This window comes from Thalassospira profundimaris, from assembly GCF_003326795.1.
GTDB lineage: Bacteria > Pseudomonadota > Alphaproteobacteria > Rhodospirillales > Thalassospiraceae > Thalassospira > Thalassospira profundimaris_C.
Map to the genome: position 1 here is coordinate 83,024 of NZ_JPWI01000012.1, position 26,939 is coordinate 109,962.

Sequence of the window (26,939 nt, forward strand, 5' to 3'; positions counted from 1 at the left end):
ATCGCTGGCGATGCCCCAATTTCGTCGGACGACCGGTTCGGGTCAAGTAATTTTTGTACCTTTTCGTGTCTTTTTAGGGTGGAATTTAGCGAGGGTGCCGAAAACAGCTACGATATCGGCCTGTTTTCAAGGTGCTGATGCCGGTTTTCGATGATCGCTGCGCGCGCATATGTTGGTATTTCCGCTATACCAAAAAGATGCTGGTCGGAATTTCGGATATCGGGTAGTGGTTTTGTCCTGATCTGGTCGTGCCCCACAGAATGACCATCAGAATCGCGCACCACTGCAGCCACAGGAACTATTCATGGTCAGTCTGTCCTTGATCGGGGCCTTTATCCCGACGGCATTTTTTGTGTCAATCACGCCGGGTATGTGCATGACCCTTGCGTTAACACTTGGCATGACCATCGGATTGCGCCGTACGCTTTGGATGATGGCAGGTGAACTGGTCGGCGTTGGCATTGTTGTCGTGGCATCCGCACTGGGGGTTGCCACCGTGATGTTGCAATATCCGGCGGTATTTGCTGTCTTCAAGTATGTTGGCGGGGCCTATCTGGCCTGGCTTGGTATCCAGATGTGGCGTTCACGCGGGCGCATGGCCCTTTCGGCCGAAGTCGAAGGGGCGAAAACCGCAACGGCAGGCAGTCTGATCACGCAGGGCTTTGTTACGGCAATTGCCAATCCGAAGGGTTGGGCGTTCATGATTTCTCTGTTGCCTCCCTTCATCAGCCTGCAGCATGCCATTGCCCCGCAGCTTTCGGTTCTGGTCGCGATCATTCTGGTGACCGAACTGATTTGCATGACGCTTTATGCAACTGGCGGCCGCTCCTTACGTCGTTTCCTTGAAAAAAGCGGCAATGTCCGGGTCTTGAACCGGGTCGCCGGTACCCTGATGATCGGGGTCGGTGTCTGGCTTGCGAGCAGTTGAGAACAGCTTCCTGTTTGGTCTCAGATATTGACTGGCATCCATAAGACAAAGTTGAAGTTTGTTTTTTGGATGCAGTGTAATCATATGTAATCAAACAACTGTTGTGGGATATTTGGCTATGCGCGAGATACGCTGTATCGTTTTTGAAGATGGCGAATTGATCAAGGCACTTTTGGCGCATGGTCGAAGGACTGGCAAAGCATTGCCAGCCGGGCATATCAGCAGTTTTGAAATTCAAAGATCAAAGGACGTTATCGCCCGCATGACGATTACCTCGGACGAGGGTGGAAAGACCATTGTGCCGACATCGGGGGCGGAACTTGCTGCGGCGATGATTGCCTATTGTATTGATCGGAAAGTCCCGGTGCCCGCGCAGTCCGCAAAATCAATCACGGTGATTGACGATCATGTGGCGTTGAAAATCACCATGAGTGGTGACTGATCCGAAGTTTTCCCGGTATTCCTGCGACATGCTTCAAGGATAAAAGGCGCGAACGGTAAGTTCGCGCCTTTTATACATTCGCCGGGCAGGATGAGGGTGGTGTTTACCACTGCATCATTTTGCCTTTGAGCGCGCCCATGCGTTCATCTTCATTTTTGAAGCTGTGTTGTTCCGACACGCCGTCCTGCATCTTGGTGATCAGCAGCCATTCCTTGACCTTCATGAAGCGTGGTGCAAGGAACTGGTATGTATCCTTGACCAGGCGCACCGCCTGCGGGCCACGTTCAAGTTCAAGTTCTTCCCACTGAATAATCAGCGGTTGCCAGGCGCGCAGGCGCTTGTAAAGATCGTCTCGCTTGCTACGGATATATTGGCGCTGTGACGTGAAGTTACGCAGAACCGACATGATTTCACCGGTATTGGCATCAAGCTCGTCAAAGGTGTTTTCGAACTTCCTTTTGGCGTCATCCAGCAGCCGGATGGCCTGCGTGACGGTCTCAAGAACGCCTTTTTCATGGGCATAGATGCGGCGAAGTTCCTGCATCTTGCGATCGACCGTCAGGATTTTGCGATACCGTACGCGCAGCGTTTCGATATAGGACAACTCGTCGGCAACCTGATGGACAAGATTGACGACTTCCTCGCGGTTTTCCTTGCCAAACCCGAGTTTCTCGGCAACCTCGTCAAAGGCCTGGTTGATCTTTTTCTTGGTGTTCGGATCTTCGGCGATCTGCATCAGCTCGTCCGGGTCAGTAATGAGTTCTTCACTTCCTGACATCCAGGTCACGAGCTGCATGGTGATACGGTTATAGGCGATTGCCTGATTTTCCTCGTCGACTTCCCATGATGCTTCGCCAGTTAGAACTTCCAGTGGCAGATTGTCGCCGGGGCGCAACACACTAACGAAATTCAGGGCCTGGTCGATCAGGCTGATGAGGTCGCCATCCTTGGAATCAGGGTCAATGTCGAATTCGCGGCAAATGGCGCGCAAAGGCAATGAAACGACAGATCCCTCTGCCATTTTAAGGACAAAGAGAGCTTCGTCTGAGATATCAGACTTCTGGAAGTGGCATTCGTCGAACGTTTTGAAGATCTTGTGTTCAAGCTCGATCTTGCGTTCGGTCTTAGGTGTCTTCATTCGGTTGCTCCGCCCCGCAAAGCCTTTGCACTTCTATGTTGTGCATTACAGGGTCGATTGTAAGTGGCTCGAACCTGTCATTTCGACTTGTCAGGACACGTGTGTTGGCTCGATGTCTACCTGCTTGTTCTTCGTTCCGGTTTTCTCTTGTGTCAGAGATTTTGTCGCCGGAAACGACTGCATTGATGCCTTATACCACTGAATTACTGCGGAACGCAGGTGTTCCTGCCATCCTGTTTCGCGAGATAAAGGGCTTTGTCTGCGCGGTCAACAAACTCAAGTATATTCTCCCCTAGTTGGTAGGACGTCAAGCCAATAGAAACGGTTAACTTACCGAAATCCTTGCCTGTTTTCTTGTTTATAATGCGCTGTGTCGAGACGTTTTCCCGGAGTTTGTTTGCCAGCTTTTCAGAATTCTCTTTCGTGGTATTGGGCAAAATCACGGCGAATTCCTCGCCGCCATAGCGCGCAACGGTGTCCGCCCCTTTGGTCGAACTGACGAGAACCCGGGCGACGGCTTTCAGAACCCCGTCACCAGCCCGATGTCCGAAATTGTCATTGAACTCTTTGAAATGATCGATATCGATCATCAGTAACGATAATGGTGCCCCGGTTTCCATTGTGGTGGTCACGGCATCACGCAGCGAATTGTCGAAATTCTTGCGGTTGGCAATGCCGGTCAGTGTATCGGTCAGGGCATCGCGCCGCACCAGTTCAAGTTCGTTACGTACCCGGCGCACTTCCTTGTGATATTCGTCAAGACTGCCATTGAATGATCCATAGCATTCTCGTGCCTTTTGAGATGTCCCCGAAAGATCGCGGCTGACAGAGCGTGCATCATCAAGGGTGATATCATCGGATGAAAGCTTTTGGGATGCGCTGTCAAATTCATCACAGAACAGTTCTGTATCCCGCATCACGGAATGAACTGCTTCCTCGACACGTTCGACGGCGGCCTGCAGACCTTCGACACCCTGATTGATGTGCTGTTCCATCGCATGTGAGCCAAGATATTTGTGATAAATCCGAAAAACGGTTTCTTCATCGAGTTCCTGTGTGTTTTTGATCAGGACCTTGAGGAGCTGGCACAGTTCGGGAATTTCATCTGAAACGTAGCTATAAAACACGTGATAAACCTGTGGCGTTGGCTGCAGGTTAAGTTCATTTATCAGCGCCATGACAGTATGCGCGATATCACGCGGGTTTGCGATCTTGGTTGTCGCTGTCACTTGATCTATTCCGATCCGAAAGTCGTTCCCATTCAGTATTTTCGGTGTCCCGGTTCGTCTTTATTGCATCTTATGATCTGATGTTTTTGCGCTCGTGCATGCGCCGTTTCGACGCATTCTGGATTCATTGTTCCATAATCCATCTAATTGTAGGGCAATGTCACGTGAAACCGTCGAACAAATCATGACAAAATCAGACATTCATTTTTAAAGAGGCCGTTAAGGCATTACGAGATAACGGCTTCTTGAACTGAAAGATATAGAATGCCACATGTTATCCCTGTCGGGAGTTTACCTTCATGGTGGTGTCATGGTGTTGATCTTGTCGTTCCGCACTGTTGCTTTGACAATTGTGGTCATTGTTTGTGGTGTGTTCTCGATCACAACCACGATGGCGTCAGAACCTGCGCCGTCAGGCGCAAACCGCGCGCATATCAGGGTCGGAAATGTCGTGCATGTAACGCCGACATGGCTTTCGACATTGTCCTCGCAGCAAGCCCGGTTTTACAATGTCCTGGTGGCGTCGCCAGATATGGACTGGCATGATGGTATGCCGTTCGACCGGATGATGAGCCTTTATAATCAGGGAAACCTTGATTGTATTGTCGCCGAAGGATACCGGGCGCTCGAAGGAACGATCATTTCCCGACATGATGTTCTGTTCGAACTGGTAATATTCGGACGGACCGGAGATAGCTTGCTGGATCGCAATGTGATTACGGTAGGATATCTTGCAACCTTGCCAAAGCTCGAAATGCCCTTTGCTCAACCGATTGAATGGTATGGGTTACGTACCATCAGGCAGGGCGCTGAACTGGTCAGGGTTGGGAGGATTGACGTACTTGTTGCGCATGCCGGATTGTTTGACGAAGACCCGCTTATCGAGCAAATGCCATTCCCGCCGGTTCATGTCGTTGTGCTGACATTGCAATGCCATGATACGCCGGAAAATCGCAGCTTTCTGTCGAGCTTTGACAGGCGCATGGACACCGAACGTGAACGTGTTGAAAATCTTCCCGGAAGTCATCAATTGCTGCTTCAGTTCATGTCCTATTGATCATGGGCCTGGAATGGATGGGGCAGATTTTTCCAAACGAGTGTCGCAGGCTGGAGCCATTATGGACATTCCCGGTTGCCGCGGTTTTATCTATGGGTGTTGAGTGGTTTTGAATTTTCAACCATAGGAAATTACATGATCGACAGCGAATATCCGATGCCGAAAATCGAACTTCATACATGAATCCATTGCACTAAGCCCGAAATTCGCGTAATTGTTGAAACGATGCAGTGCATCTTTCATGTGCATGGTTGCCTTCAAGTTGAAAGTAATTGTGCTCTTTATGGGTGTGGTGCAGGGACTCTTTCTAGCATCTCCTTCTTCGGGGGTGCGCTTACTAAACTAAGGACGACTACGGATATGGCTACCGGAACGGTTAAGTGGTTCAATGCGACCAAGGGTTATGGCTTCATCACCCCGGACGAAGGCGGAAAAGATGCATTCGTGCACATCACCGCTGTTCAGCGTGCTGGTCTGCAGGGACTTGATGAAGGGCAGAAGATTCAGTTTGAGCTGATTGAAGGTCGCAATGGCCGCATGTCGGCAGAAGAACTCGCCATTCTCTAATTTTCTATCTGGCTTGCAGCTTTTTTGCTGACAACCGTTAACGCGCCGGGCTCCCGGCGCGTTATGCGTTTATGGGGTTTTGCTGTAGGCTTTCCGTTCCGAGAAACCCGAAAACAGTGTGTAACGTCCATGAGCCTTGATCTTCCCGCCCCACCGTCATCCGAGGATGAAAAAAGCCAGTCCGAGTGGCGACAAGCCATCAGGCGGGTGTTGCTCGATTGGCGCGCGACACTGGATGCGGAAACGCACCGGCATCTTTCGGACCTGGTACGATCCAGTTTCAAGGCTTTCCTTTTAGAGCGCCCCAAGGCCACTGTCGGCTTCTACTGGCCAATCCAGAACGAGATTGATCTGCGCCCGGTTATTGAAAGCCATCTTGATAGCGGCGGCAATGCTGCCTTGCCAGTGGTATCGGGCAAGGACAAGCCGATGGTATTTCATAACTGGACGCGTGACAGTGAAATGGCACCGGGATATGCCAGGATTCCCGAACCGCAAAACAGTGACGAAGTTCCTGTTCATGTACTGTTGGCGCCACTGGTCGGGTTCGACCGGGCAGGGTACCGGTTGGGTTATGGTGGTGGTTTTTTTGACCGCACTCTTGCGATCATGCCCCGCAAGCCTTTGGTGGTCGGGATCGGGTTCGAGGCGACCGGCATCGAGGACATCAAACCACACCAATATGACATACCGGTCGACATCCTGATTACAGATGCAGGCATCCGGTTTGTAACAGATCTGGCGGAACCGGCGGGTGGCAAGTCTGATCAGTCATCACCGCCCTGTCATTTGTGCAGCTAGACTACCTGCACCCTAATCCTCGTTACGGCGCGACGATGGCCGGTCTTTTTCGTAGCTGTGCTTGAGCGGGAAGGAGGGGAGCCATCCTTCACGCCGGATGGTCCAGAGTTCATATGTCGGGGCAAACTGGTCTGGCGCGTCAAAGATACCCAGATTGATTTCGATCTCGTCGTCACTGTGGCCGTAAATCGACGAGCCGCAGGTCGGACAAAAATGCCGTCCTTCAAATGAACTGGTGTTGCCGGTGACGGTTACTGCGTTTTGCGGAAAAATGGCAGAGGCATGAAACAGCGCACCATGGTGCTTGCGGCAATCCAGGCAATGGCACAACCCCACCCGGTAGGGGGTACTGGTTGCCTCAATCCGAACCTTGCCGCAAAGGCAGCCGCCTGTGACGCGATCCATCTTCCGTCTCCTGAAAAATGCAATAACCCCCAAGCTTTACAATGAACAGCTGTTCATGCGCAAACGCCAGCGTGAGAATGTCAGGATATCAAGGGATGTGTCTAGGAAGGGCAGAGTGGCTGGGGAACCTGGACTCGAACCAGGACTAGCGGAGTCAGAGTCCGCGGGTCTACCATTAACCTATTCCCCAGCAGTATCTTGCTGTGCGTTATTTATATCCCGGACCGCATGTCATGCGCAATGTTCGGGCCATTGCGACGTCCGGCAAAGTTGGCTGGGGAACCTGGACTCGAACCAGGACTAGCGGAGTCAGAGTCCGCGGGTCTACCATTAACCTATTCCCCAAGAAAACTTGGTCCACCCGACACGCGATGTGTCATGGCGTGGGGCGCTATGTATTAAACCCGCCCGGTTTTGGCAACCCCTTTTTTGTTTCGATTTGTTCAACCATGCGATTACTGCATACGGGATTTGCCTTGTCGGGGATTGTCGTTACACTCATATAGCTGATTCGCAGGATCGTCATATAAATGTCTTGATGATCCCCGATACAGATTAGGCAGATAACAAAAGGCAGGTTCTCAGAAGGTGAAGCAGGTTGATCCCCATAGCAACTCGCACAGGGCAGAAAGCCCCGCAGGCGGCGCTGCCATGGGTGACCATGCGGTGCTTGATGTGCCCGAGAAACCCGCAATGCCAAAACCCGGCCAGGCCGTTCAGGTGCCCGGCGAGCGCGGCAAACCTGCGCGCATGGTCGATTGCATCACCGCCCCGCTTTATGCGGCGATTGATCTTGGCAGTTCGAACTGCCGGCTTCTGGTTGCGCGTCCGTGTAATGACGGGTTCAAGGTGATTGATGCGTTTTCACGCGTTGTCCGGCTGGGAGAGGGCGTGCGCGAAAAGGGATATCTGTGCGAAGCGGCGATGGAACGCGCGATTGATGCGCTGCGTGTCTGTGCCAAGAAATTGCGTCGCCATCCGGGCGCACGGTTGCGTGCTGTTGCGACCGAGGCCTGCCGCACGGCCAATAACCGGGACGAATTCGTCCGTCGTGTTCAGGACGAAACCGGCATTACCCTTGATATCATCAATCCCGATGAAGAAAGCCGTCTGGCACTTCAGGCCTGCTCGGCCCTTCTTGATGAGCGCCCCTATGCCGTGGTGTTTGATATTGGCGGTGGCAGTACGGAAATATGCTGGATCAAGGTCGATAGCACGGGGAAGACCCAGTGCATTGAAACGCTTTCGATGCCTTGCGGTGTCTTGTGCCTGACCGAACGCTATGCCTCGGTTGAGGAACGGCGCGAACGGTTTGAGGCCATGCGTACCGAAATCCGTCAGCGTCTTGAAGAATTTGCCAAGCGCAATTGCTGCACTGACATGCTTGATGACGACAAGGTGCAGATGGTCGGTACGTCGGGCACTGTAACGACGTTCTGCGGCATTGCGCTTGGTCTTGAACGTTATGAGCGTCACAAGGTCGACGGATCGGAATTGCGCTTTGATGATGCCGAACGCGTGACCGAGCTTCTGCTCCGGATGGAAGCCGACAAACGCAAGGGCCATCCCTGCATCGGTAATCAGCGTGCAGAATTGATGGATGCGGGCGCTGCGATTTTCGCCGCGATTCGCGATATCTGGCCTTTGGCGACACTCAAGGTCGCTGATCGGGGCCTGCGCGAAGGTATTTTGGTCGATTTGATGCGTGCGGATGGTCATGCTATTGACCCGTGCGACGCACGCCGTCATACAGTGTCGCATATTCCGGCCACATCCTGATCGGTCAGACGAGAACGTCCCGACAGGTCATTGGCCAAAACAGAATTCAGTTCAGGAAAGATCATGAGCGAAAATCGCAGCGGAAAAGGCGGGCAGCGCCGCCGCAAGGGTTCGGCCATTGCAGCCATTGATACCGGTGCGCGGCGTGGTCTGCGTACACGTGTCAAAAGTGCCAAGGGACGGAAACTGTCATCGACGCGCTGGCTTGATCGTCAGCTCAATGATCCTTACGTTCAGGAAGCCAAGCGCCTTGGCTATCGGTCGCGTGCGGCTTTCAAGCTGATTGAAATCAACAACCAGTTCGACTTGCTCCGTCCGGGCATGCGTATTGTTGACCTTGGTGCCGCACCAGGTGGCTGGACGCAGGTCGCCATTGACATGGTCGGCTCCAAACAGGGGCGTGGTCAGGTTGTTGGTCTTGATATTCTCGAATGGGAAGGCCTGTCGGGGGCGACCTGTTTGCAGGCCGACTTCCTTGATCCCGAAGCACCCAACATGATCAAACGCGCCCTTGATGGCCCGGTTGATGCGGTGATTTCCGACATGTCGCCCGAAACCACCGGGCATCGTCAGACCGATCACATCCGGATCATTGATCTGGTTGAACATGCGCTTTTGTTTGCCGAAGAAGTTCTGGCGCCGGGCGGCATCTTTATTGCCAAGGTGTTCAAGGGCGGCACGGAAAACGATCTTCTTGATCGTGTGAAAAAGAACTTCCGTGTCACCAAACATGCCAAGCCACCGGCATCGCGTCCCGAAAGCCCGGAGGCCTATCTGATCGCAACCGGTTTCCGTGGTCAGAACAATGCCGAAGACGATATCAAGAATGCTGAAGTTGGCGAAGGTGATGGATGGTCACCTGTTGAATAGGTACTGATTTTGCCGTCATTCGATATTGAAACGGGAAAATCAAATAATCGTTTTCGCTTGCGCTACATCAAACCAGCTCGCAGACTTTACAGGTTATAGTTGCAGTTAAATCTGCAACGTAATGATTGTGGGAAATAGGGGCCGTTCGGGGACGGTCCTTAGAGTGGGGTGTGTCTGATGAAACAAGACAGTCTGTTCTTGACCGGCGTCGAACGTCATTTCGACGAAGACGAAATTATTGTGTCAAAAACCGATCTTAAAGGTCGGATCACTTATGCGAATGATGTGTTTCTGCGGGTGGCTGGATATCACGAACGAGATATCCTTGGTCAGCCCCACAGCATTATCCGCCATCCCGATATGCCAAGATGTGTCTTTTCGTTGTTGTGGCAGACCATCGAGGCCGGGCGCGAGATCTTTGCCTATGTCATCAATCGTTGCTCGAACGGCGACCATTACTGGGTTCTGGCCAACGTGACGCCGACCTTCGGGCCGCAGGGCAAAATCATCGGGTATCATTCCAACCGTCGTGTTCCGCGACGCGATGCAATTGAAAAAGTCATTCCGCTATATGCGGCCCTTTGCGAAGAAGAAGCAAAAGAACGAAATCGCAAAGATGGAATGGCGCGGGGAACCGCGATGGTCGGCAAGCTTTTGGGGGAAGCAGGCATCGATTATGATCAATTTGTTTTCACTCTCTAACCTGCGATTGGTGCTGGCGGTGTGCTGGTGCCTTGGGCTTTTGACAGTTTCGTCTGTGTTCGCAGTTCCTGAACTCATGGCCTATGCGATCCCGGTGCTTGGCGGATTGCTGACGGTTTGCTGTGTGTCGGGGGGGCTGACCATCTATCGCCAGCAGCGTTATCTTGATGAATTGTGCGATACCGTTCTTGCTGCTGCAGATGGCAACATGGATGCCCGCATTTCCAATCGTCAAAAGCGCGGCAAGCTTGCAAACATGCAAAATGCGGTCAACCAGCTGCTTGATCTGACCGAGGCCTTTACCAAGGAAGCCGCAGCGGCAATGAACTGTGCGTCGAGAGGCGACTATTACCGCAAGATCGTTCCGCGCGGATTGCGCGGTGATCTGGTCGGCTATGCCGAGAAGGTCAATAGCGCACTCGAGATTATGGATGTTCAGACCAAAACGTTCCGCAGCAGTGCAGGGCGGATTGGTGATGATCTCAAACTTGTTGTTGGTGATTTGTCCAACAGTGCGCGAAGCCTGAGTTCAAATTCAGACTTCCTGTCGCAAAATGTCACCAGAATTGCCGATCAGGCTGCCGAGATGCGAAAGGCGGCCGAAGAAAGCAGTGCTGCACTTGACGGGATAGCAACGGCTACCGAGCAGTTCAGTGGGTCGATCCAGCAAATCGGGAGCCAGATTGACGGTTCGGCGACCTTGTCTGAAACCGCAGTCGAACGGGCCCGTTCAGCCGCCGAACATATGGAACGTCTTGATGCATTGGCAACACGCGTAACCGGCGTTGTCGAATTGATTACCGATGTTGCCGAACAAACGAACCTTCTGGCGCTGAATGCAACGATCGAGGCTGCGCGCGCAGGCGAAGCTGGCAAGGGATTTGCGGTTGTTGCGTCCGAGGTCAAAAACCTTGCCAATCAGTCCAGTCATGCCGCCGAAGAAGTCATTCGTGAAATCGGCGAGATGCAGGAAATGACCCGCGAAGCGGTGGCCTTTGTTCGAGATATCAGTGAAAAGATTAACGAAATCGATGATGGTGCGCGCCTTGTTGCCAACGCAACGCGTGAGCAAACCGACGCGGTGAACGAGATCAGCAATCGTATCGAGCAAGCTGTCTGCCGCATGCGTGATATTGTCACCAGTGTCGGACATGTTGCTTCGGGAACGAATGATTCCCGTGAAGTTCTGGTCACGCTGCATAACGAGGCGACAGGCCTGTTAGGGCGTGCAGAATCACTTGATGGTGACGTTCGGAACTTTATCAGCCAGGTTCTTGATGACCGTGCGAAAGAAACCGCCAAGCAGGCATAGTTGAGGTTCCGCGCAAGTCTTGTGCGCATGGCGAAACCGGATTTTATGTCTGGAAATTCGGGGTGATGGCTATTGTTTAATCAGAACAATGTGACTGACCAGCCTGACAGCAGTCCCATCGACCAGTTTCTAACGGAATGCGCAAAATAAAGCATCAATAAAATCACAGGGCTGTTATGGGCGCGGAAAACTTGGCATTTGGGGCATAACATGTATAAATTCCGCGCCAACTCAGATTAACGAGGTGGCCAGATGACCCGCATTGTAGAAGCCCTGACGTTTGACGACGTTTTGATCAAACCCGCAGCATCCGAAGTGCTGCCTGCTCAGGTGCAGACCAATACCCGCATTACCAAGAAGATTGACCTGAAAATCCCGCTGCTTTCCTCGGCTATGGATACCGTAACCGAAAGTGCAATGGCGATTGTAATGGCGCAGCATGGCGGCATGGGGGTTATTCACAAGAACCTCGATATCGCTCAGCAGGCCGAAGAAGTTCGCCGTGTAAAGAAATTCGAATCGGGCATGGTTGTTAACCCGATCACCATCCACCCGGACCAGACGCTGGCAGATGCGCTTGATCTTATGGATGTGAACCACATTTCCGGTATTCCGGTTGTTGAACGTGGTTCGAACAAACTGGTCGGTATTCTGACCAACCGTGATGTTCGTTTCGCTTCGAACCGCGCACAGCCGGTTTCCGAACTGATGACCCACGAAGGTCTGGTAACGGTAACCGAGAATGTCGACACCGCCGAAGCCAAGAAACTTCTGCATCAGCACCGTATCGAAAAGCTTCTGGTTGTTGACGACGCCTATCGTTGCACCGGCCTGATTACGGTCAAGGACATCGAGAAAGCCAAGCTGCACCCGAATGCCTGTAAGGACGAAAGCGGTCGCCTGCGTGTTGCTGCGGCAACCGGCGTTGGCGAAGCAGGCTTTGAACGTGCTACGGCTCTGGTCGAAGCCGGTGTTGATATTCTGGTCATTGATACTGCCCATGGCCACTCGGCTGGCGTGATCAAGGCGGTTGAACAGATCAAGTCAAAAGTCGGCGACACCCAGATCATTGCAGGTAACGTTGCAACCGCTGCTGCGGTAAAGGCATTGGCCGAAGCCGGTGCAGATGCCGTCAAGGTCGGTATCGGTCCGGGCTCGATTTGCACCACCCGTATTGTTGCCGGTGTTGGCGTTCCGCAGCTTACGGCTGTGATGGATTGTGCCGAAATGGCCCATACCCTTGATATTCCGATTATCGCAGATGGCGGGATCAAGTTCTCGGGGGACATCGCCAAGGCAATGGCAGCGGGTGCGAGCACCTGCATGGTTGGCTCGCTTCTGGCCGGTACGGACGAAGCACCGGGCGAAGTCATCCTGTATCAGGGCCGTTCGTACAAATCCTATCGTGGTATGGGGTCGGTTGGTGCGATGGCACGTGGCTCGGCTGACCGTTACTTCCAGCAGGATGTTCAGGATAACCTGAAACTGGTTCCCGAAGGCATCGAAGGCCGCGTTCCTTACAAAGGTCCGGCAGGCCAGATCATTCATCAGCTGGTCGGCGGTCTTAAGGCGTCCATGGGTTATACCGGTTCGGCAACGCTTGCCGATTTCCGTGAACGTGCCGAGTTTGTTCGCATCACCAATGCGGGCCTGCGCGAAAGCCACGCCCATGATGTGACCATCACCCGCGAAGCCCCGAACTATCGTCCGGGCAGCTAGACGGAACGCTTCGCTTCTTGATTGGCTTGGCTGCCTTGCGTTTGACGCTGTTGGCGAATGGACCAAGCCATGATAAGAGCGGCGCAAGAATTCGGGTGACGGCAGGCTTTCCTGCCGTCATCGTCTTTTTTATCGTATTTATCGCAAGGCGTGTTTGCGCTTCCCATATCCGAAGCAGCAGTAACACCCGCAAAACAGGTTGGAAATTCGCTTTGAAACCCGGTGCACGTATCGCGGCCGTCATTGAACTTTACGACGGTTGGACCCATACCCGAGACGACGCAGACCGCGTTGTGTCCGGTTATTTCGGATCACGCCGTTATATCGGCGGTGGCGATCGCCGTGAAATCAGCGAACGTTTCTATAACCTGATCCGTCATCAGGCCCGTCTGGGCTGGTGGCTGGCAGAAGTCGGATACGAGTTTCAGGATGGCCGCGCACGCATGATCGCTGATCTGGTGTTGCATGATGGCCTGAAAACTGCCGAAATCGCCGATCGGTTCTGTGGCGAGCAATTCTGCCCGGAAACCCTGCACCCGAATGAAAAGCACCTGATCAACAAGCTGTCTGACAAGACCCTTGATCATGATGCCCAGCCCGGTGCGGTTAAAACCGAGCTGCCGAAATGGCTTTATGCCGAACTGATGAAGCTTCATCACGAAAACCTTACGGCGGAGATGGCGGCCTATAACCAGCCGGCCAAACTTGATCTTCGCGTCAACCGTCTGCGCGGCACGGTCGAAGATGCCATCAAGTCGCTTAAAGCAGACGGCATCAAGGATATCGAGCGTACCCCGTTTGCACCCAATGGTCTGCGTCTGCCACTTGGTCTGAATATGCTGGTCACGGCGGCCTATAAAGACGGCCTGATCGAAATTCAGGACGAAGCATCACAGATTTGCGTCAAGCTGGTCGATGCCAAACCGGGCATGACCGTGCTTGATATGTGTGCCGGCGGTGGCGGCAAAACGCTTGGTCTTGCGGCAGACATGCGCGGCAAGGGGCGTATTCTTGCCTGTGATACCCATGGTGGCCGACTGGATAATGCCCGCAAGCGTGCACGCCGCGCCGGTGCGGGCGATTGCATCCAGCAGCGCATCATTGCCGATGAACGTGACAGCTGGTTGCGTAACAAATCCGGTTTCTTTGACCGCGTGTTGCTGGATGTGCCCTGTTCCGGTCTTGGAACGTTGCGTCGTAACCCGGCTTTGCGCTGGCGTATCGGTCAGCGCGACCTGCGCACCCTTATGGGTCAGCAGAGCAAGATCCTTAAGGCCGGTGCCGCAAAGGTCACCAAGGGCGGTCGTCTGATTTATGCGACCTGCTCGATCATGCCCGAAGAAAACGAACGCCTGATTGAAACCTTTATGCGCGATCGCAAGGATTTCCGACCGGTTCCGATCAGCGAAATCTGGCCCGATGCACCGAAATCCGTTCCGGTTCCGGGCGGCAAGGACAAGCCCTGGCTGCGCCTGTCGCCAAATGTTCATGGCACGGACGGGTTCTTTGTGGCGGTGTTCGAACGTACGGCCAAAGGCAAGGTAAAGTAATGGCAATGGCGGCCAAGGCATATGGAAACCAGACCAAAACCTTTGCTGCCCTTAATCTGCCTGCAAAGAAAAAGGCCCTGCGAGCGATCCTCGCAGGGCCAGTTTTGTTTCACCGTGAACGCAATATTGCGTTGATGGACTCTTCTGCAAATTGCCGGTGCCACGGCCTTTCGGGTGTTGGCCCGATATCGACGGAAAACCGGTTACTCGGCTTTTTCGGTCGCGCCATCAAAGATGGTAGTCGGCTTGTCCAAACCTTCGGAATTCTCAAGATTGTTCATGCCCGGAATGTCGTCATCCTGGGCATCCGGGCCGGTCTTCAGGCTTTCGCCGATTTCGGCACTCGGTTCGGCCGGGGTCATGGTTTCGGACTTCTCGGCCGGTGCGCTTTCTTCAGTGCCAAAGATCGGCAGGGCGGAACCGCCGTCCTTCTGGGTCATTGCGATTGCGGTTGCTGTACCGGCAACCAGAATAAGACCAGCGACAGCGAGTGCGATTTTACTACCTTTGGAAGTGCTCATGATTTCGTGTCCCTTGCATTGATCAAAAGTGCGTTGCTCATGGTCGGACGCGTTGTTTCCCGCGTTCCGTTGATTGGGATAATGCGCGCCCATTGCGAAGGAAAAAGGGACCAATTGTGGGGTTTTCAGGGGGAATTGCGCGCAAAAACGCCGCAATCTCCTCCAAATGCCTGGGCTAAGGGCAAAAGTTTTTTGAATGCATCGTTGGGTGACCACCTGCGCCGGGTTGCCCATCTCGATGGTTTGGCGTATGTACGGCGCAACCCCATCTTCGACGGAGATACGGCCCGATGACTGATCGCGTGCTGATTATTGATTTCGGATCCCAGGTCACCCAGCTGATTGCACGTCGCGTGCGTGAAAGCGGTGTCTATAGCGAGATCCATCCTTTTAATAACATCTCGGATGCGTTCCTTGATGAATATGCCCCCAAGGCCGTGATCCTTTCGGGTGGCCCGGCGTCTGTCCATTGGGACAAGGCACCGTCAGCACCGACCAAGGTGTTTGAGCTGGGCGTGCCTGTTCTGGGTATTTGCTATGGTCAGCAGACCATGGTCAACCAGCTTGGCGGCAAGGTCGCGACATCCGATCATCGTGAATTCGGTCGTGCCTTTGTCGACGTGATCGAAGATTGCGCGCTGTTCACCGGTGTGTGGGCGGCTGGTGCACGCGAACAGGTCTGGATGAGCCACGGCGACCGCGTTGATGCGCTTCCTGATGGTTTCCGCGTAGTTGGCAAATCCGAAGGCGCACCGTTTGCCGCCATCGCCAATGACGAAAAGAAATTCTATGCGGTTCAGTTCCACCCGGAAGTGGTCCATACCCCGCATGGCGCGCAGCTCCTTAAGAACTTTACGCATGGCGTTGCCGGTTGCTCTGGCGACTGGACGATGAATGCCTATAAGGACGACGCGATTGAGAAAATCCGCAAACAGGTCGGTGACGGCAAGGTCATCTGTGGTCTGTCGGGCGGTGTTGACAGCTCCGTCACCGCGGTTCTGATCCACGAAGCGATTGGCGATCAGCTGACCTGCGTGTTTGTTGATCATGGTTTCATGCGCTCGGGCGAGGCAGATCAGGTCGTTTCGCTGTTCCGTGACCATTACAACATCCCGCTGGTCCATGTTGATGCGTCCGATACCTTTATCGGTGCCATCGAAGGCGAAACCGATCCGGAAGTAAAACGCAAAACCATTGGCCGCCTCTTCATCGAAACCTTTGAAGAAGAAGCCAAGAAAATTGGTGGTGCAGACTTCCTGGCACAGGGAACGCTTTATCCGGATGTGATCGAAAGTGTGTCCTTCACCGGAGGCCCGTCGGTCACCATCAAATCACACCACAATGTTGGTGGTCTTCCGGAACGCATGAACATGAAGCTGGTGGAACCGCTTCGTGAACTGTTCAAGGACGAGGTCCGTGACCTTGGTCGTGAACTTGGCCTGCCTGACAGCTTTGTTGGTCGTCATCCGTTCCCTGGACCGGGTCTTGCGATCCGTATTCCGGGCCAGCCGATCACGCGCGAAAAGCTTGATATTCTGCGCAAGGCTGATGCGATCTATCTCGAAGAAATCCGCAATGCCGGTCTTTATGACGCCATCTGGCAGGCATTTGCCGTGCTGCTGCCGGTTCGCACCGTTGGTGTGATGGGCGATGGTCGTACCTATGACTATGCTTGTGCGCTTCGTGCCGTGACCTCGACCGATGGCATGACCGCAGACTTCTATGCGTTCCCGCCGGAACTGCTTGGCCGCATCGCCAACCGCATCATCAATGAAGTCAATGGCATCAACCGTGTCACCTATGACTTCACATCCAAACCACCGGGAACCATCGAGTGGGAATAAGTTTTCCGATATCGGAAACACCAAACGGCGCGTCCAGTGGATGCGCCGTTTTTGTTTTGAATATCCGTTCGGCTGTGAACAGGCAGTAACAAGAATTTGCGGCCCAATGATAGGCTGCCCGTGACAACGACTTGTTCACTTACCTCGCAATAGGTTGGTGTGACTAGGCTTGCTTGGGAATGCGCGGTACCCTGTTTGGACGAATTTGCGGGCGAAACACAGTTTTAAGCCGGTTGGAGTAAGCTGGGTTACGTGTAATCGGGAAACATTACAGGGTGCGAGAAGTCATATGACGGATGAGGACTTTTCATTTCATGCGGCAAGCGATGGCATCATCAGAGTAAAGTCGGATGAAGATCTCCAGACCTTCAACGGGAGCTGGTATCGCGGTCAGTCGACGAACTTTATTCCTTCGAAAAAGATGCTGGATGCAAACAGTGCCTTTAAGCGGTTCATTATCAAAGGCTATGAACCGCCCGCAGCATTCATCGACAAGTCAACAGTTGTGACCGCCTTTGGCAGTTGCTTTGCGCAAAATATCTCCAAGTGGCTGATCAGCAACGGCTACAATGTTCTCGGCAAGAAGCTCAGTCTTAATTCCCATATCATCCGGTTTGGAGAGGGACTGGTAAACACCTTTGCGATCCTTGAGCAACTTGAATGGGCCCTTGAGAACAAGAGCCTTGAGGAAGGCCTGTGGTTTGGGGAGAACAAAGAAATTGTGCTGCCAGACGAGAATGTCAGGGAAGCGACAGAAAAGCTTCTGATGAAAACGGAAACGCTGATCATTACCGTGGGCCTTTCCGAAGTGTGGTTTGACAAGGCTTCCGGAAGAGCATTCTGGCGTTCTATCCCGAAGGACAATTTTGACGGCGACCGACACGGGTTCAGGCTAACGACCGTAGACGAAAATCGCGAAAATTTGCAAAAGATCGTCGAGTTGCGGGATCGTTATATACCGGGCTGTAAAATAATCTTTACATTGTCGCCCATTCCGTTAATGGCGACATTCCGTGACATCAATTGTATTTCGGCAAATACAGTGTCGAAATCCATTTTACGCATTGCACTCGATGATCTCATAAGCCAGAAACACGATCAGGTTTATTATTTTCCGTCATATGAGCTGGTCAAGGAGGTCTATCCCGATCCATTTGACGAAGATAATCGCCATCCTCGTAAGGTTTATATCGATAACATCATGGAATTGTTTGCGCGTGTCTATTGCACAGAATAGCAACAGGCACCGGGTATAAAGTTTGTCTGATCGGCTATGGACTATATGCCGTGAGCCTTGATCGTTGGTGATGGAATGACCGCACGCTTTTATGCGTGTCTGGCATAACTATTTGGTCGTAGCCCCAAGCCGCGTCATCAAACAATTCAACGGCATTAACGGCGCGACCTACGACCTCACTTCAAGCCCACCGGAAACCATCGAGTGGGAATGAATCTTTAGTTTAGGCAATTGATCTTAGTCATTGGTGCGAAATTTAATATTGGATAGTTTATCAGCCTGATTATTTCATGCGTCAGTGCAAATCAGGGTAGCAACGATGTTTCACATTGCATAAACATGCTTATTATCAACTAAGACAACATCAGAATCTTTTATGCTGTTTTTGTTGATAATACTTCGATGGTTGTATGCTAGCTAGTTAGTGCAGGGAACAAAAATGAATAACGAAGTCAAAATCGACGAGTTGCGTAAGGAGATCGAGCGTCTTGAGCTTGAACTCAAAAGCCTAGAGAGAGAAAAGCGTAAAGCCGCAATTAGTGTTCCCTCAGAGCGCGAAATCGCCGTCATCGAAGAATTCGAATACCGCACAAAAAATGGTGAGGTTCTTGAGCCTCTGGTGGAGAAGGTTGATCTCGAAACTTTCGTCGGTAGTGAGACATTTGAAAGAGTACTCGGGATATCCGAGGATCTGGCGATAAACACCGCCTCAGTCAGAGGTCATGAGATCAAGTTTTACACACCAAACCTGCGTGCTTTGTGGCAATCCTATGGGCAAGAATATATTGAACCCGAACTGCTCGATTTTATCGAAGCGATTGATGACGATGGTGTTTATTTTGATGTTGGCGCTAGCACAGGTGTTTTCGCGATTTATGCAGCTATTCGAGGAAAGAAAACCTATTGCTTTGAACCTGAAGTAACCAATTTCAATATTCTCAATACCAATGGATATTTGAACTTTTCAAAAGTTGCCAAAAAGTTCAATGCAGTAAATATCGGTTTGTCGAACAGGTTTGCCGTGGACACAATGTTCATCCGTCGCTTTGAAGCTGCGGCTCACGAGAAGATTTTGGGGCAAAGTAAAGCCCGCGACGGTAAGCTCGTATTCGAACCAGAGTATGAACAGCGAGTTCTTACTCTGACGATGGATGAATTCTGCCGCTTGGAAAACGTTCAACCTACGGACATCAAGATTGACGTTGACGGAGCCGAAAAGGCTTTGATCGAGGGGATGAAGGAAACGCTCAGTTCTCCGAAACTGAAGCGGATTTTCTTCGAAGTTTCCGAGGTGGAGCCTGACAGTGTCAAAGCGCTTGAGACCATCTTGGAGTATGGTTTTAAGGTCGAGTCCCGTAAGCGGGTTCAAAACTACTTTACAGAATATAATTATACCTTGGTAAGGGCATAAGGATGGGGGATCAATTGAACACCGATATGAATGCGTTTGATTCCAATGGCTGGGCCGTTCTGGAATTGCCTTTTGTTCAGAACAAGATTTCTGAGGCCAAAGAATTGTTTAATCAGCAATTCTTGCCTAAGTTCACGGATGATGCTCAGTTAAATCGGGAACTGATTAAGAGGTTCGCGGATCACCCGTTCGTGGCGAGTATTTTTTGCTCGGAAGAATTTGTCGAAGCTATATCAAAAGTTGCAGGCATTTCCACTGCGGTAAAATGTGGGCCGCTGGTGAGCCACTATACGTCAAATAACATGACGGGTAATGGATACGGACTTCCCTACCATCAAGACTATCCATCAATGGGATCCTCCCACCGAAGCGTAATCTGCTGGGTGAACCTTGCTGACTCTGGCCCAGAGGCACACGGTGTCGAGGTCTTGTCTGGTCGCCACAAAGAAGGCCTGCTCAAAGGGGAGCAAACAGGCTCGGCTTATGTTCTGGACGCTTCTGTCTTTGAAGAGGCGGAAGCAACCGTGCCGGTTATCAGCGCCGGAAGTGTGTTGCTCATGTCTTCATTTTTGCCGCACCGAACATATGTCAATGCTGATTTTAGTGGTTGGAAATTAAGCCTTAGCCAGCGTTTCGACGATCTGGATGATCGCGAATGGGGTGTTCGGGGCTTCAAGAACGCTTATCGCACGGCCGTTGATCGGGATTTGTATATCGGTAGCATTTAAGCTGCTCGGTTTATCTATTTGGTCTCTGGCCCATCCGACCCGCAATCGCCTGTGGAGTTACACGCATTTGACAGGACCTGTTGGACACTGCGTTGCCAGTTGAAGGTCAAGCAGGATGACAGGGCCAATGTTGCGGTCAATGCGATGATCAGGCGAAGCGGGCGCATGGTTTCATGCTCTTACTTTCGGCGGAGCGCAGGCAGGCCGACACCGGTTGTCTCGAACCCGCCATCTGCGGCAACGATCTGACCGGTCACGAAGCTTGCCTTGTCCGAGCACAGGAAATGGATGACTTCGGCGATTTCATTTTCGGTGCCGTATCGGCCAAGCGGCATAGCATCAAGATAGGCCGAGATGATTTCAGGCGAATGTACCGCCATGGCGAGTTTGGTTTTGACCGGGCCGGGACAGACGCAGTTGGCGCGAATGCCATATTCGCCAAGTTCGGCGGCCTGTTGTTTGGTCATGTGAATGACTGCGGCCTTTGATGTGCCATAGGCCACACGAAGGGTTGATGCGCGAAGGCCCGAGATCGAGCCGATATTGACAATCGCCCCCTTGGTTTGCTTCAACGCCGGAATAGCGGCCTGAGAGACAAGGAAGACGCCATCAAGGTTGGTTTCCATGATCCGGCGCCAGGTGGCAAAGCTGGTTTCTTCGACCGGCAGGAAGTCGGCAACCCCGGCATTATTGACCACCGCATCAATCTGGCCGAATGCCGCAAGCACATCGGCGATCATTTGATCGACCTGTTCGGGAACCGAGACATCAAAGATAAACGGTTTGGCATCGGAAAGATCGGCAGAGGCACTGAGCAATTCATCCCCGTCACGGTCGATCATCGCGACTTGCCAGCCTTGGGCGATAAACAGTTTGGCGGTGGCCAGTCCAATTCCGCGTGCAGCACCGGTGACCAGGGCGATCTTCTTTGACATCTATTGCGTCCTCTCCTGAAGTGTTTTGCTGTTTGTGCGACATGTTGCCATCGCTTGATGTCATTTAGGCAAAACATTCTTCAGGCGGCAAGTACGGGTTAGGCTCTAATGCCAAAACAATTGGGCGGCATAGACCAGCATCGAGAACAGGCTGATGAAATAGGCGATGGATCGTACGCCATTGACGCCCGGCAGTCGGGTAATACCGGCAATGTAAAACCCGGCATGTGCAATCCGGGCGATCAGGAAAAGGGTGGCGCAAATAATTGTGACCGTGTTGGAAATGTCGATGGCGTGTGCACTAAAGACGATAATCGCAAAGGGAACCAGATTTTCAAGCTGGTTCTGATGGGCGCGAAGGCCACGCGCGGCAATGCCGGTACGTTCGGGCAACATATCGCGATTGCCCATAAGGCGTTTGCCACCAACACCGGGTTGCTTGGCATAGGCGTAGTTATAAATCCATGGCAGGCCAAGGCAGATCAGCGCATTAAGCAATAGAGTGAAAAGTTCGTACGTCACCAGGTATCCAACCATGCTGTTTCATTAATCGACTTACGTCGGAAACTGCATGGTTGGATCAGGGGCGAGGGGAATATGCCGTGCGCTTGCTGCGCTGTGTAGGGTTCAGGTGTCGTCTTCAAATTCCAGAAGGTCGCCGGGTTGGCATTCCAGTTCCTTGCAGATCGCGGCAAGGGTTTCAAACCGCACGCCGCGTACCTTGCCCGATTTCAAAAGCGACAGATTCTGTTCGCTGATGCCGATCCGGGCGGCAAGATCCTTGGACTTCATCTTGCGGGTGGCAAGCATCACATCAAGTCGGACAACAATCCCCATCAGACAAAGCTCCGGTTTTCATCGTCGATCCGGGCTGCTTCGCCAAGAACCCAGGCAATCACAATAATCAGAGCGCCAAGGAAAAGGGTGCTGGCCTCGGCATTACCAAGCCCGATCGACAACATTCTTTCACCCGCCGGACGATGGAAGGTCGCCAGAACCGATGTCACAGCCCCGGTCAGCGGTTTTGCCAGTGTTTGCACCAAAAGCGCGACACCAAAGACCTTAAGGTGCCTGATTGGCGCGGGCTGGAAAATGATGTCACGGGAAAAGGCCCTGAACATCTTGCGCAGATGATTGAGCCCGTAAGCCATGATCAGGGAAGGGATCATCATGACCAGCATGGTGGCGTATTTCTGCCAGCCGGAAAGAGCATGAAGATCGGCAATGCTGACGGTCATCTGACTGCTGCTGGTTTCAATCCAGCCCGGCACATACCAGATGATCGGAACGACAAGAAACTGGAAGATGATGGCAAGCGCACATCCCCAATACAGAACGGTACTGAGGCGACGCACGTTTTGAAGGGTATCAGGTTTAGTTGCGGTCGTCATTTGTGGGGCTCCTGAATGTGGGTATTCTCGAATTGATTTACAAAATTCATGTAAAACATGAATAAATTATCGAAATGAGTCAATGTGAAAACCGTATTCGGGGGCATTCGGTGTAAGAATGCTGGCATAAGTGGATCGTTCCCCTTGCCATGGCCGGGCAGGCATGGAAAATAAAGGCCATGTCAGAAAGCAAAACCAGTTCCCCGATCGCCAAGCCCGTGTCATCGCGCGCAGAAAATGACTGTCAGGAATGCGACACTGCGGCCCGTCTTGGCCTGAGCACCGAACAGGGTGAGGCCGTAACGCGCGATGCATCGCGCGCGGTGGGAGCGGATTTGTCTTTGCCCCATATCGAGGCGGCAGCAAAAATCTTTTCGCTTCTGGGGGATGCCGGGCGCTTGCAACTGGTTCTGCGCTGTATGGAAAAACCGCAAACGGTGAGCGAACTGGCAGATGCGACCAACATGTCGCAATCGCTTTGCAGCCATCATCTGCGTCATTTACGCGATCAGCGGATTCTGGCGTCCGAGCGGCGCGGACGGCATATTTTTTATCAGATTGATGACGAGCATATTTCGCGCGTGGTGCGCGATGTTTTTGCGCATGTCACCCACGACTGATCTTTTTCGTTTGTAGTTCAGCTGTTTGACTGGGTTTACCAGTGTCTATGTTGGTGTCAAAGCCGGGCAACGGGCATGTGCGATTTTGATATTCAAATCATCATTTGAATATTCTTGACAGACCAACATATGAATCCTAGTTTGAATATAACATATGAACAGAAATTTGATCTTTATGAGGTGACTAAATGTCCTTCGTTGCAAAATGGGACGATATTCCGGCGATCGGCAATTGCGGACGGTGTCGGGAAAGCCTGATAGATGCCTTGAACAAGGCAGTTCCCGATCACGGCATTACCGGTGACGGTCAGGGGATCTCTGTGTCCCTTCCGGTCAATGCGGACGAAGATGCAGTCTTGCGCGATATCGTTGCTAAAAAGGGTGGCGCTGTAAGTCATTACCACTGGCAGGTTTCTGGTATGGATTGCGGCTCCTGCGTGGCAAAGATCGAAACCGCACTGGGCAAAGTTGACGGTGTGTCTTGCGTGGATGTGTCGATGATGCGCGAAACCGTAACTCTGGGCATTGATGATGCCCACACCGACAGCCGCAACAGCATCACAACCATGCTGACCAAACTTGGCTATCCGGCACAGGAAAAGCCGGTTCCGGGCAGCATGGACACTTTGGCAAAAGCTTCTTGCTGCGGGGCAAGCAGTTGCTCCGATGCCAAGTCCGGCCAGGACCAAGGCCCTCTCGGTCAGGATGGCAATCCGGTCGACGCGCAAAAAGCGCGCTGGTATGCGCCATGGTCTTCAGAGAATGACGAAATCGCCTTTGCCGCTATCTTCCTGCTGCTGGGCGGGGCGACCGGTGCGCTGGTGCCGGCAACGTCACCCTATGCGATGTCAATTGCCTCGATCCTTGCGGCTGTGCCGGTGATGAAGAAGGCGCTGCGGCTTGCACAAAGTGGGGCCATCTTCTCGATCGAACTTTTGATGTCGGTTGCGGTTATCGGGGCCGTGGCCATTGGCGAAAGTCTTGAAGCCGGGATGGTTGTTTTGCTGTTTGCCATCGGTGAACGGCTTGAAGGTGTTGCGGCCGGGCGGGCGCGAAGTGGCGTCAAGGCCCTGATGAAGCTGGCACCTGAACAGGCACGTCTGGTGCGTGATGGCGGCTTCGAAACCGTTTCCCCCGCACAACTGGCGCAAAACGATCTCGTCGAAATCCGTCCGGGTGAACGTATTCCGGCTGATGGGGTGATTGCCTCCGGCGCGGCCGAGGTCGACAACAGCCACCTGACGGGGGAGTCTGTTCCGGTCTATCGCAAGGAAGGTGACGAAGTCTTTGCCGGTGCCATCGTCACCGACAGTCCGGTTCGGATGGCAGTGACCCGCGCAGCCGGGCAAACCATGCTTGATCGCGTGATCGAACTGGTCGAGCAAAGCGAAAAACACAAGGCACCGGTAGAACGGTTTGTTGCCAAATTTGCCCGCATCTATACCCCGATCATCATGGCGCTGGCGGCGGCGACAGTTGTTATTCCGCCGGTTGTGTTTGGCCAGTCATGGGATGAGTGGATTTATCGTGGTTTGGCATTATTGCTGATCGGTTGCCCCTGTGCGCTGGTGATTTCGACTCCGGCGGCGGTGACATCCGCATTGGCGCGTGCCACCCGGATCGGACTTCTGGTCAAGGGCGGTGCCGGGCTTGAGCTGATCGGGGCGGTTCGCACCATGGCGTTTGACAAGACCGGGACCCTGACCGAAGGCAAACCGAAACTTGCGGCGATCAAGACCACGGATGGGTATGGCGAGAACGGTCTTCTGACCATTGCTGCGGCACTTGAAACCGTGACGTCCCATCCTCTGGCCCGTGCTGTGGTGCAGGCCGCGGAAAACCGGAACCTTGAACTGCCGGTGATCGACAATGCCAGAACCATTGCCGGAGCAGGGGTGGAAGGCAAGATTGACGGTGTGATCTATCAGGTGGGGGCGGCAACCCGTCTTGGCGTAACGCCTGATGGCGAGATTGCTGACTGGCTTGCAGCGCAAGAGGAAGAAGGCAGCACGGCGGTCGTGATCCTCAAGGATGGTATGGTCATTGGTGCTCTGGCGCTGCGTGATGTGGCGCGCCCGGATGCCAAGGCCGCCCTTGCCGACCTTAACAGGCTTAACATTACACCTGTAATGTTGACCGGGGATGCCACCCGTGTTGCCAGGCGGATGGCTGCTGAACTGGGCATGGATTACCGTGCGGAATTGATGCCCGAAGACAAGCTTAACGCGCTTTCGGCCCTGCGCGACGATCCCAAACGCTCTGGCCCGGTGGCGATGGTTGGTGACGGGATTAATGATGCCCCGGCGCTAAAGGTTGCTGATGTCGGGATCGCGATTGGTGGGGGAACGGATATCGCACTTGAGGCCGCCGATGCGGTTGCGGTCAAGGATCGTCTTGGCGATGTGGTCAATCTGGTCAAGCTATCGCGTGCGGCACGCCGTGTCATTCGCGAGAACATCACGATTGCGCTGGGGCTTAAGGCAGTCTTTCTGGTGACCTCGATCACGGGGTTGACGGGATTGTGGCTGGCGGTTCTGGCCGATACCGGTGCGACCGTTCTGGTCACGATCAACAGTCTGAGGCTTCTGGTCGCCTTGCGCAAAGCGAGATAGTCAGATGCTGTAATCCTCTGATTTCTACCGGTTTCAGAGACTGGTTCGAACAGGGATGAATAAAGGAAAATGCCGCCAGTCTGTGGATGCAGACGGCGGCATTTTCTTTGTCTGTATGTCCGAGATTTTCACGGGAAGGCGCGGGCGGGGCAAAACGAAATTGACTCCCGTTAAAAAACGCTGCTAGTTTAAATCCGAAACAACGGTATCAATTCCGCTATAACGGAATTTAAGAAACTACCCAGCATGTGTGGCTCATTAAAACGCGGAGACAAAAGATGACTTTTATTAAAACGCTCGCCGTTGCGACGGTGATGACGGCTGCTGCCGGTTCTGCCATGGCACAGGAAGCAAGCAAGCTTCAGGAAGTGCTTGATCGTGGTTATCTTGTTCTGGGGACCGGTTCGACCAACCCGCCCTGGCACTTCATGGACAGCGACAACACGCTCAAGGGTTTTGACGTTGACATGGGCCGTCTTGTCGCAAAGGCGCTGTTCGGTGACCCGGATAAAATCCAGTATGTTCAGCAGTCTGGTGATGCCCGTATTCCGAACCTGGTAACCGACAAGGTTGACCTGTCCTGCCAGTTCATGACCGTCACCGCCGAACGTGCCCAGCAGATCGAATTCACCATTCCTTACTATCGCGAAGGCGTTGGCCTGCTTTTGATGGCAAATGGCGACTATGCCGACTATGACGCGCTGAAAGCAGCCGGTGATGATGTGACCGTGGCGGTTCTTCAGAACGTCTATGCCGAAGAAATGGTCCATGCGGCCCTGCCGGAAGCAGAAGTCGACCAGTATGACAGCGTTGATCTGATGTATCAGGCCCTGAATTCAGGCCGTGCAGAAGCCGCCGCAACCGATCAGTCGGCCTTGCGCTGGTTCATGGTTCAGAACCCGGGCCGTTACGAGGATGCAGGTTACGCCTGGAACCCGCAGAGCTATTCCTGTGGCGTTAAACCGGGTGATCAGCGTTGGCTGAACTTTGTTAACACCGTTCTTCATGAAGGCATGACCGGCGTTGAGTTCCCGTTCTATGCTGAAAGCTTCAAGACCTGGTTCGGTGAAGAACTGGCCGTGCCGAAAATCGGCTTCCCTGTCGAGTACAAGTAACGCGTTCAGCATCCTGAAAGAACTGT

27 protein-coding genes and 2 tRNA genes are annotated in these 26,939 nt (G+C 53.0%); 19 read left to right on the plus strand and 10 right to left on the minus strand.

Annotated elements, in window-relative coordinates; translation table 11 throughout:
- Positions 1-304 precede the first annotated feature (304 nt).
- Positions 305-928: a LysE family translocator gene (locus TH30_RS16955; RefSeq protein ID WP_114099280.1), complete on the plus strand. Its 624-nt coding sequence runs from the start codon at positions 305-307 to the stop codon at positions 926-928.
- A gap of 118 nt (positions 929-1,046) precedes the next feature.
- The gene (locus TH30_RS16960) at positions 1,047-1,370 is read left to right on the plus strand and encodes a hypothetical protein (RefSeq protein ID WP_114099281.1); all 324 of its coding nucleotides are present in this window, start codon (positions 1,047-1,049) and stop codon (positions 1,368-1,370) included.
- 103 nt (positions 1,371-1,473) lie between these two features.
- Here TH30_RS16960 and TH30_RS16965 read toward each other — a convergent pair whose 3' ends face one another.
- Positions 1,474-2,508, minus strand: a complete 1,035-nt coding sequence (locus TH30_RS16965; RefSeq protein ID WP_114099282.1) for a hypothetical protein — start codon at positions 2,506-2,508, stop codon at positions 1,474-1,476.
- A 203-nt stretch (positions 2,509-2,711) separates the two neighbouring features.
- Complete coding sequence (locus TH30_RS16970) at positions 2,712-3,737, minus strand: GGDEF domain-containing protein (protein WP_114099283.1); 1,026 nt, start codon at positions 3,735-3,737, stop codon at positions 2,712-2,714.
- A gap of 271 nt (positions 3,738-4,008) precedes the next feature.
- Between TH30_RS16970 and TH30_RS16975 the strand changes: the two genes are divergently transcribed.
- From TH30_RS16975 to TH30_RS16985, 3 genes are all read left to right on the plus strand, one after another.
- Positions 4,009-4,794: a hypothetical protein gene (locus TH30_RS16975; protein WP_147252030.1), complete on the plus strand. Its 786-nt coding sequence runs from the start codon at positions 4,009-4,011 to the stop codon at positions 4,792-4,794.
- Positions 4,795-5,154: 360 nt separating this feature from the next.
- A complete protein-coding gene (locus tag TH30_RS16980) occupies positions 5,155-5,361 on the plus strand; it encodes a cold-shock protein (protein ID WP_008892097.1) in 207 nt (68 codons plus the stop codon).
- 129 nt (positions 5,362-5,490) lie between these two features.
- On the plus strand, positions 5,491-6,162 hold the full coding sequence (locus TH30_RS16985; RefSeq protein WP_114099285.1) for a 5-formyltetrahydrofolate cyclo-ligase: 672 nt from the start codon (positions 5,491-5,493) through the stop codon (positions 6,160-6,162).
- Between the two features lie 12 nt (positions 6,163-6,174).
- Here TH30_RS16985 and TH30_RS16990 read toward each other — a convergent pair whose 3' ends face one another.
- The 3 genes from TH30_RS16990 to TH30_RS17000 form a co-directional block, all read right to left on the minus strand.
- Positions 6,175-6,567: a GFA family protein gene (locus tag TH30_RS16990; protein ID WP_114099286.1), complete on the minus strand. Its 393-nt coding sequence runs from the start codon at positions 6,565-6,567 to the stop codon at positions 6,175-6,177.
- A 116-nt stretch (positions 6,568-6,683) separates the two neighbouring features.
- Positions 6,684-6,757 (minus strand) — tRNA-Gln (locus TH30_RS16995).
- Between the two features lie 81 nt (positions 6,758-6,838).
- Positions 6,839-6,912 (minus strand) — tRNA-Gln (locus TH30_RS17000).
- Between the two features lie 243 nt (positions 6,913-7,155).
- Here TH30_RS17000 and TH30_RS17005 point away from each other — a divergent pair.
- The 6 genes from TH30_RS17005 to TH30_RS17030 all read left to right on the plus strand — a co-directional run bounded on the left by TH30_RS17005 (position 7,156) and on the right by TH30_RS17030 (position 14,499).
- Positions 7,156-8,346, plus strand: a complete 1,191-nt coding sequence (locus TH30_RS17005; RefSeq protein WP_258548769.1) for a Ppx/GppA phosphatase family protein — start codon at positions 7,156-7,158, stop codon at positions 8,344-8,346.
- A gap of 63 nt (positions 8,347-8,409) precedes the next feature.
- Entirely contained in the window at positions 8,410-9,216 is an 807-nt protein-coding gene (locus tag TH30_RS17010) for an RlmE family RNA methyltransferase (RefSeq protein WP_114099287.1), read from the plus strand.
- 177 nt (positions 9,217-9,393) lie between these two features.
- Complete coding sequence (locus tag TH30_RS17015) at positions 9,394-9,918, plus strand: PAS domain-containing protein (protein ID WP_114099288.1); 525 nt, start codon at positions 9,394-9,396, stop codon at positions 9,916-9,918.
- Complete coding sequence (locus TH30_RS17020; RefSeq protein WP_181850362.1) at positions 9,893-11,230, plus strand: methyl-accepting chemotaxis protein; 1,338 nt, start codon at positions 9,893-9,895, stop codon at positions 11,228-11,230. Before TH30_RS17015 ends, TH30_RS17020 begins: the two co-directional genes overlap by 26 nt.
- 252 nt (positions 11,231-11,482) lie before the next feature.
- Positions 11,483-12,949, plus strand: a complete 1,467-nt coding sequence (gene guaB / locus TH30_RS17025) for an IMP dehydrogenase (protein ID WP_114099290.1) — start codon at positions 11,483-11,485, stop codon at positions 12,947-12,949.
- 212 nt (positions 12,950-13,161) lie between these two features.
- Complete coding sequence (locus TH30_RS17030) at positions 13,162-14,499, plus strand: RsmB/NOP family class I SAM-dependent RNA methyltransferase (RefSeq protein WP_114099362.1); 1,338 nt, start codon at positions 13,162-13,164, stop codon at positions 14,497-14,499.
- A gap of 203 nt (positions 14,500-14,702) precedes the next feature.
- Here TH30_RS17030 and TH30_RS17035 read toward each other — a convergent pair whose 3' ends face one another.
- Entirely contained in the window at positions 14,703-15,020 is a 318-nt protein-coding gene (locus TH30_RS17035; RefSeq protein WP_147252033.1) for a hypothetical protein, read from the minus strand.
- 290 nt (positions 15,021-15,310) lie between these two features.
- Here TH30_RS17035 and guaA point away from each other — a divergent pair, with 290 nt between their 5' ends.
- The 5 genes from guaA (at position 15,311) to TH30_RS17060 (ending at position 20,240) form a co-directional block, all read left to right on the plus strand.
- Positions 15,311-16,864, plus strand: a complete 1,554-nt coding sequence (gene guaA, locus TH30_RS17040) for a glutamine-hydrolyzing GMP synthase (protein ID WP_114099292.1) — start codon at positions 15,311-15,313, stop codon at positions 16,862-16,864.
- Positions 16,865-17,033: 169 nt separating this feature from the next.
- Positions 17,034-18,101, plus strand: a complete 1,068-nt coding sequence (locus TH30_RS17045; protein ID WP_147252035.1) for a GSCFA domain-containing protein — start codon at positions 17,034-17,036, stop codon at positions 18,099-18,101.
- Between the two features lie 91 nt (positions 18,102-18,192).
- Entirely contained in the window at positions 18,193-18,315 is a 123-nt protein-coding gene (locus tag TH30_RS22660) for a GMP synthase (glutamine-hydrolyzing) (protein ID WP_114099294.1), read from the plus strand.
- A gap of 225 nt (positions 18,316-18,540) precedes the next feature.
- A complete protein-coding gene (locus tag TH30_RS17055; protein WP_114099295.1) occupies positions 18,541-19,512 on the plus strand; it encodes an FkbM family methyltransferase in 972 nt (323 codons plus the stop codon).
- Positions 19,513-19,526: 14 nt separating this feature from the next.
- Positions 19,527-20,240 (plus strand): phytanoyl-CoA dioxygenase family protein, encoded by a 714-nt coding sequence (locus TH30_RS17060; RefSeq protein WP_181850364.1) that lies wholly within the window; start codon positions 19,527-19,529, stop codon positions 20,238-20,240.
- 179 nt (positions 20,241-20,419) lie between these two features.
- Here the strand turns inward: TH30_RS17060 and TH30_RS17065 are convergent, their stop codons facing one another.
- The 4 genes from TH30_RS17065 to TH30_RS17080 form a co-directional block, all read right to left on the minus strand.
- Complete coding sequence (locus TH30_RS17065) at positions 20,420-21,175, minus strand: SDR family NAD(P)-dependent oxidoreductase (protein WP_114099297.1); 756 nt, start codon at positions 21,173-21,175, stop codon at positions 20,420-20,422.
- 105 nt (positions 21,176-21,280) lie between these two features.
- Positions 21,281-21,697 (minus strand): MAPEG family protein, encoded by a 417-nt coding sequence (locus TH30_RS17070; protein WP_114099363.1) that lies wholly within the window; start codon positions 21,695-21,697, stop codon positions 21,281-21,283.
- A gap of 105 nt (positions 21,698-21,802) precedes the next feature.
- A complete protein-coding gene (locus tag TH30_RS17075) occupies positions 21,803-22,012 on the minus strand; it encodes a helix-turn-helix domain-containing protein (protein WP_114099298.1) in 210 nt (69 codons plus the stop codon).
- Positions 22,012-22,566 (minus strand): DUF2975 domain-containing protein, encoded by a 555-nt coding sequence (locus tag TH30_RS17080; RefSeq protein WP_114099299.1) that lies wholly within the window; start codon positions 22,564-22,566, stop codon positions 22,012-22,014. The genes TH30_RS17075 and TH30_RS17080 overlap by 1 nt, the downstream gene beginning before the upstream one ends.
- Before the next feature lie 179 nt (positions 22,567-22,745).
- Here TH30_RS17080 and TH30_RS17085 point away from each other — a divergent pair, with 179 nt between their 5' ends.
- The 3 genes from TH30_RS17085 (at position 22,746) to TH30_RS17095 (ending at position 26,913) form a co-directional block, all read left to right on the plus strand.
- Positions 22,746-23,186, plus strand: coding sequence for an ArsR/SmtB family transcription factor (locus TH30_RS17085; RefSeq protein WP_114099364.1), 441 nt, complete (start codon positions 22,746-22,748; stop codon positions 23,184-23,186).
- Positions 23,187-23,374: 188 nt separating this feature from the next.
- Positions 23,375-25,798, plus strand: a complete 2,424-nt coding sequence (locus TH30_RS17090; RefSeq protein ID WP_114099300.1) for a heavy metal translocating P-type ATPase — start codon at positions 23,375-23,377, stop codon at positions 25,796-25,798.
- A gap of 278 nt (positions 25,799-26,076) precedes the next feature.
- The gene (locus TH30_RS17095) at positions 26,077-26,913 is read left to right on the plus strand and encodes a transporter substrate-binding domain-containing protein (RefSeq protein ID WP_114099301.1); all 837 of its coding nucleotides are present in this window, start codon (positions 26,077-26,079) and stop codon (positions 26,911-26,913) included.
- Positions 26,914-26,939: the final 26 nt, after the last annotated feature.

What these genes read in the sequence shown, in the direction of transcription:
- TH30_RS16955 (WP_114099280.1), top strand. Translation starts at nt 305, where the DNA reads ATGGTCAGTCTGTCCTTGATCGGGGCCTTTATCCCGACGGCATTTTTT.
- TH30_RS16960 (WP_114099281.1), top strand. Translation starts at nt 1,047, where the DNA reads ATGCGCGAGATACGCTGTATCGTTTTTGAAGATGGCGAATTGATCAAG.
- TH30_RS16965 (WP_114099282.1), bottom strand. Translation starts at nt 2,508, where the DNA reads ATGAAGACACCTAAGACCGAACGCAAGATCGAGCTTGAACACAAGATC.
- TH30_RS16975 (WP_147252030.1), top strand. Translation starts at nt 4,009, where the DNA reads ATGTTATCCCTGTCGGGAGTTTACCTTCATGGTGGTGTCATGGTGTTG.
- TH30_RS16980 (WP_008892097.1), top strand. Translation starts at nt 5,155, where the DNA reads ATGGCTACCGGAACGGTTAAGTGGTTCAATGCGACCAAGGGTTATGGC.
- TH30_RS16985 (WP_114099285.1), top strand. Translation starts at nt 5,491, where the DNA reads ATGAGCCTTGATCTTCCCGCCCCACCGTCATCCGAGGATGAAAAAAGC.
- TH30_RS16990 (WP_114099286.1), bottom strand. Translation starts at nt 6,567, where the DNA reads ATGGATCGCGTCACAGGCGGCTGCCTTTGCGGCAAGGTTCGGATTGAG.
- TH30_RS17010 (WP_114099287.1), top strand. Translation starts at nt 8,410, where the DNA reads ATGAGCGAAAATCGCAGCGGAAAAGGCGGGCAGCGCCGCCGCAAGGGT.
- TH30_RS17015 (WP_114099288.1), top strand. Translation starts at nt 9,394, where the DNA reads ATGAAACAAGACAGTCTGTTCTTGACCGGCGTCGAACGTCATTTCGAC.
- TH30_RS17020 (WP_181850362.1), top strand. Translation starts at nt 9,893, where the DNA reads ATGATCAATTTGTTTTCACTCTCTAACCTGCGATTGGTGCTGGCGGTG.
- guaB (WP_114099290.1), top strand. Translation starts at nt 11,483, where the DNA reads ATGACCCGCATTGTAGAAGCCCTGACGTTTGACGACGTTTTGATCAAA.
- TH30_RS17035 (WP_147252033.1), bottom strand. Translation starts at nt 15,020, where the DNA reads ATGAGCACTTCCAAAGGTAGTAAAATCGCACTCGCTGTCGCTGGTCTT.
- guaA (WP_114099292.1), top strand. Translation starts at nt 15,311, where the DNA reads ATGACTGATCGCGTGCTGATTATTGATTTCGGATCCCAGGTCACCCAG.
- TH30_RS22660 (WP_114099294.1), top strand. Translation starts at nt 18,193, where the DNA reads ATGCGTGTCTGGCATAACTATTTGGTCGTAGCCCCAAGCCGCGTCATC.
- TH30_RS17055 (WP_114099295.1), top strand. Translation starts at nt 18,541, where the DNA reads ATGAATAACGAAGTCAAAATCGACGAGTTGCGTAAGGAGATCGAGCGT.
- TH30_RS17065 (WP_114099297.1), bottom strand. Translation starts at nt 21,175, where the DNA reads ATGTCAAAGAAGATCGCCCTGGTCACCGGTGCTGCACGCGGAATTGGA.
- TH30_RS17075 (WP_114099298.1), bottom strand. Translation starts at nt 22,012, where the DNA reads ATGGGGATTGTTGTCCGACTTGATGTGATGCTTGCCACCCGCAAGATG.
- TH30_RS17080 (WP_114099299.1), bottom strand. Translation starts at nt 22,566, where the DNA reads ATGACGACCGCAACTAAACCTGATACCCTTCAAAACGTGCGTCGCCTC.
- TH30_RS17085 (WP_114099364.1), top strand. Translation starts at nt 22,746, where the DNA reads ATGTCAGAAAGCAAAACCAGTTCCCCGATCGCCAAGCCCGTGTCATCG.
- TH30_RS17090 (WP_114099300.1), top strand. Translation starts at nt 23,375, where the DNA reads ATGTCCTTCGTTGCAAAATGGGACGATATTCCGGCGATCGGCAATTGC.
- TH30_RS17095 (WP_114099301.1), top strand. Translation starts at nt 26,077, where the DNA reads ATGACTTTTATTAAAACGCTCGCCGTTGCGACGGTGATGACGGCTGCT.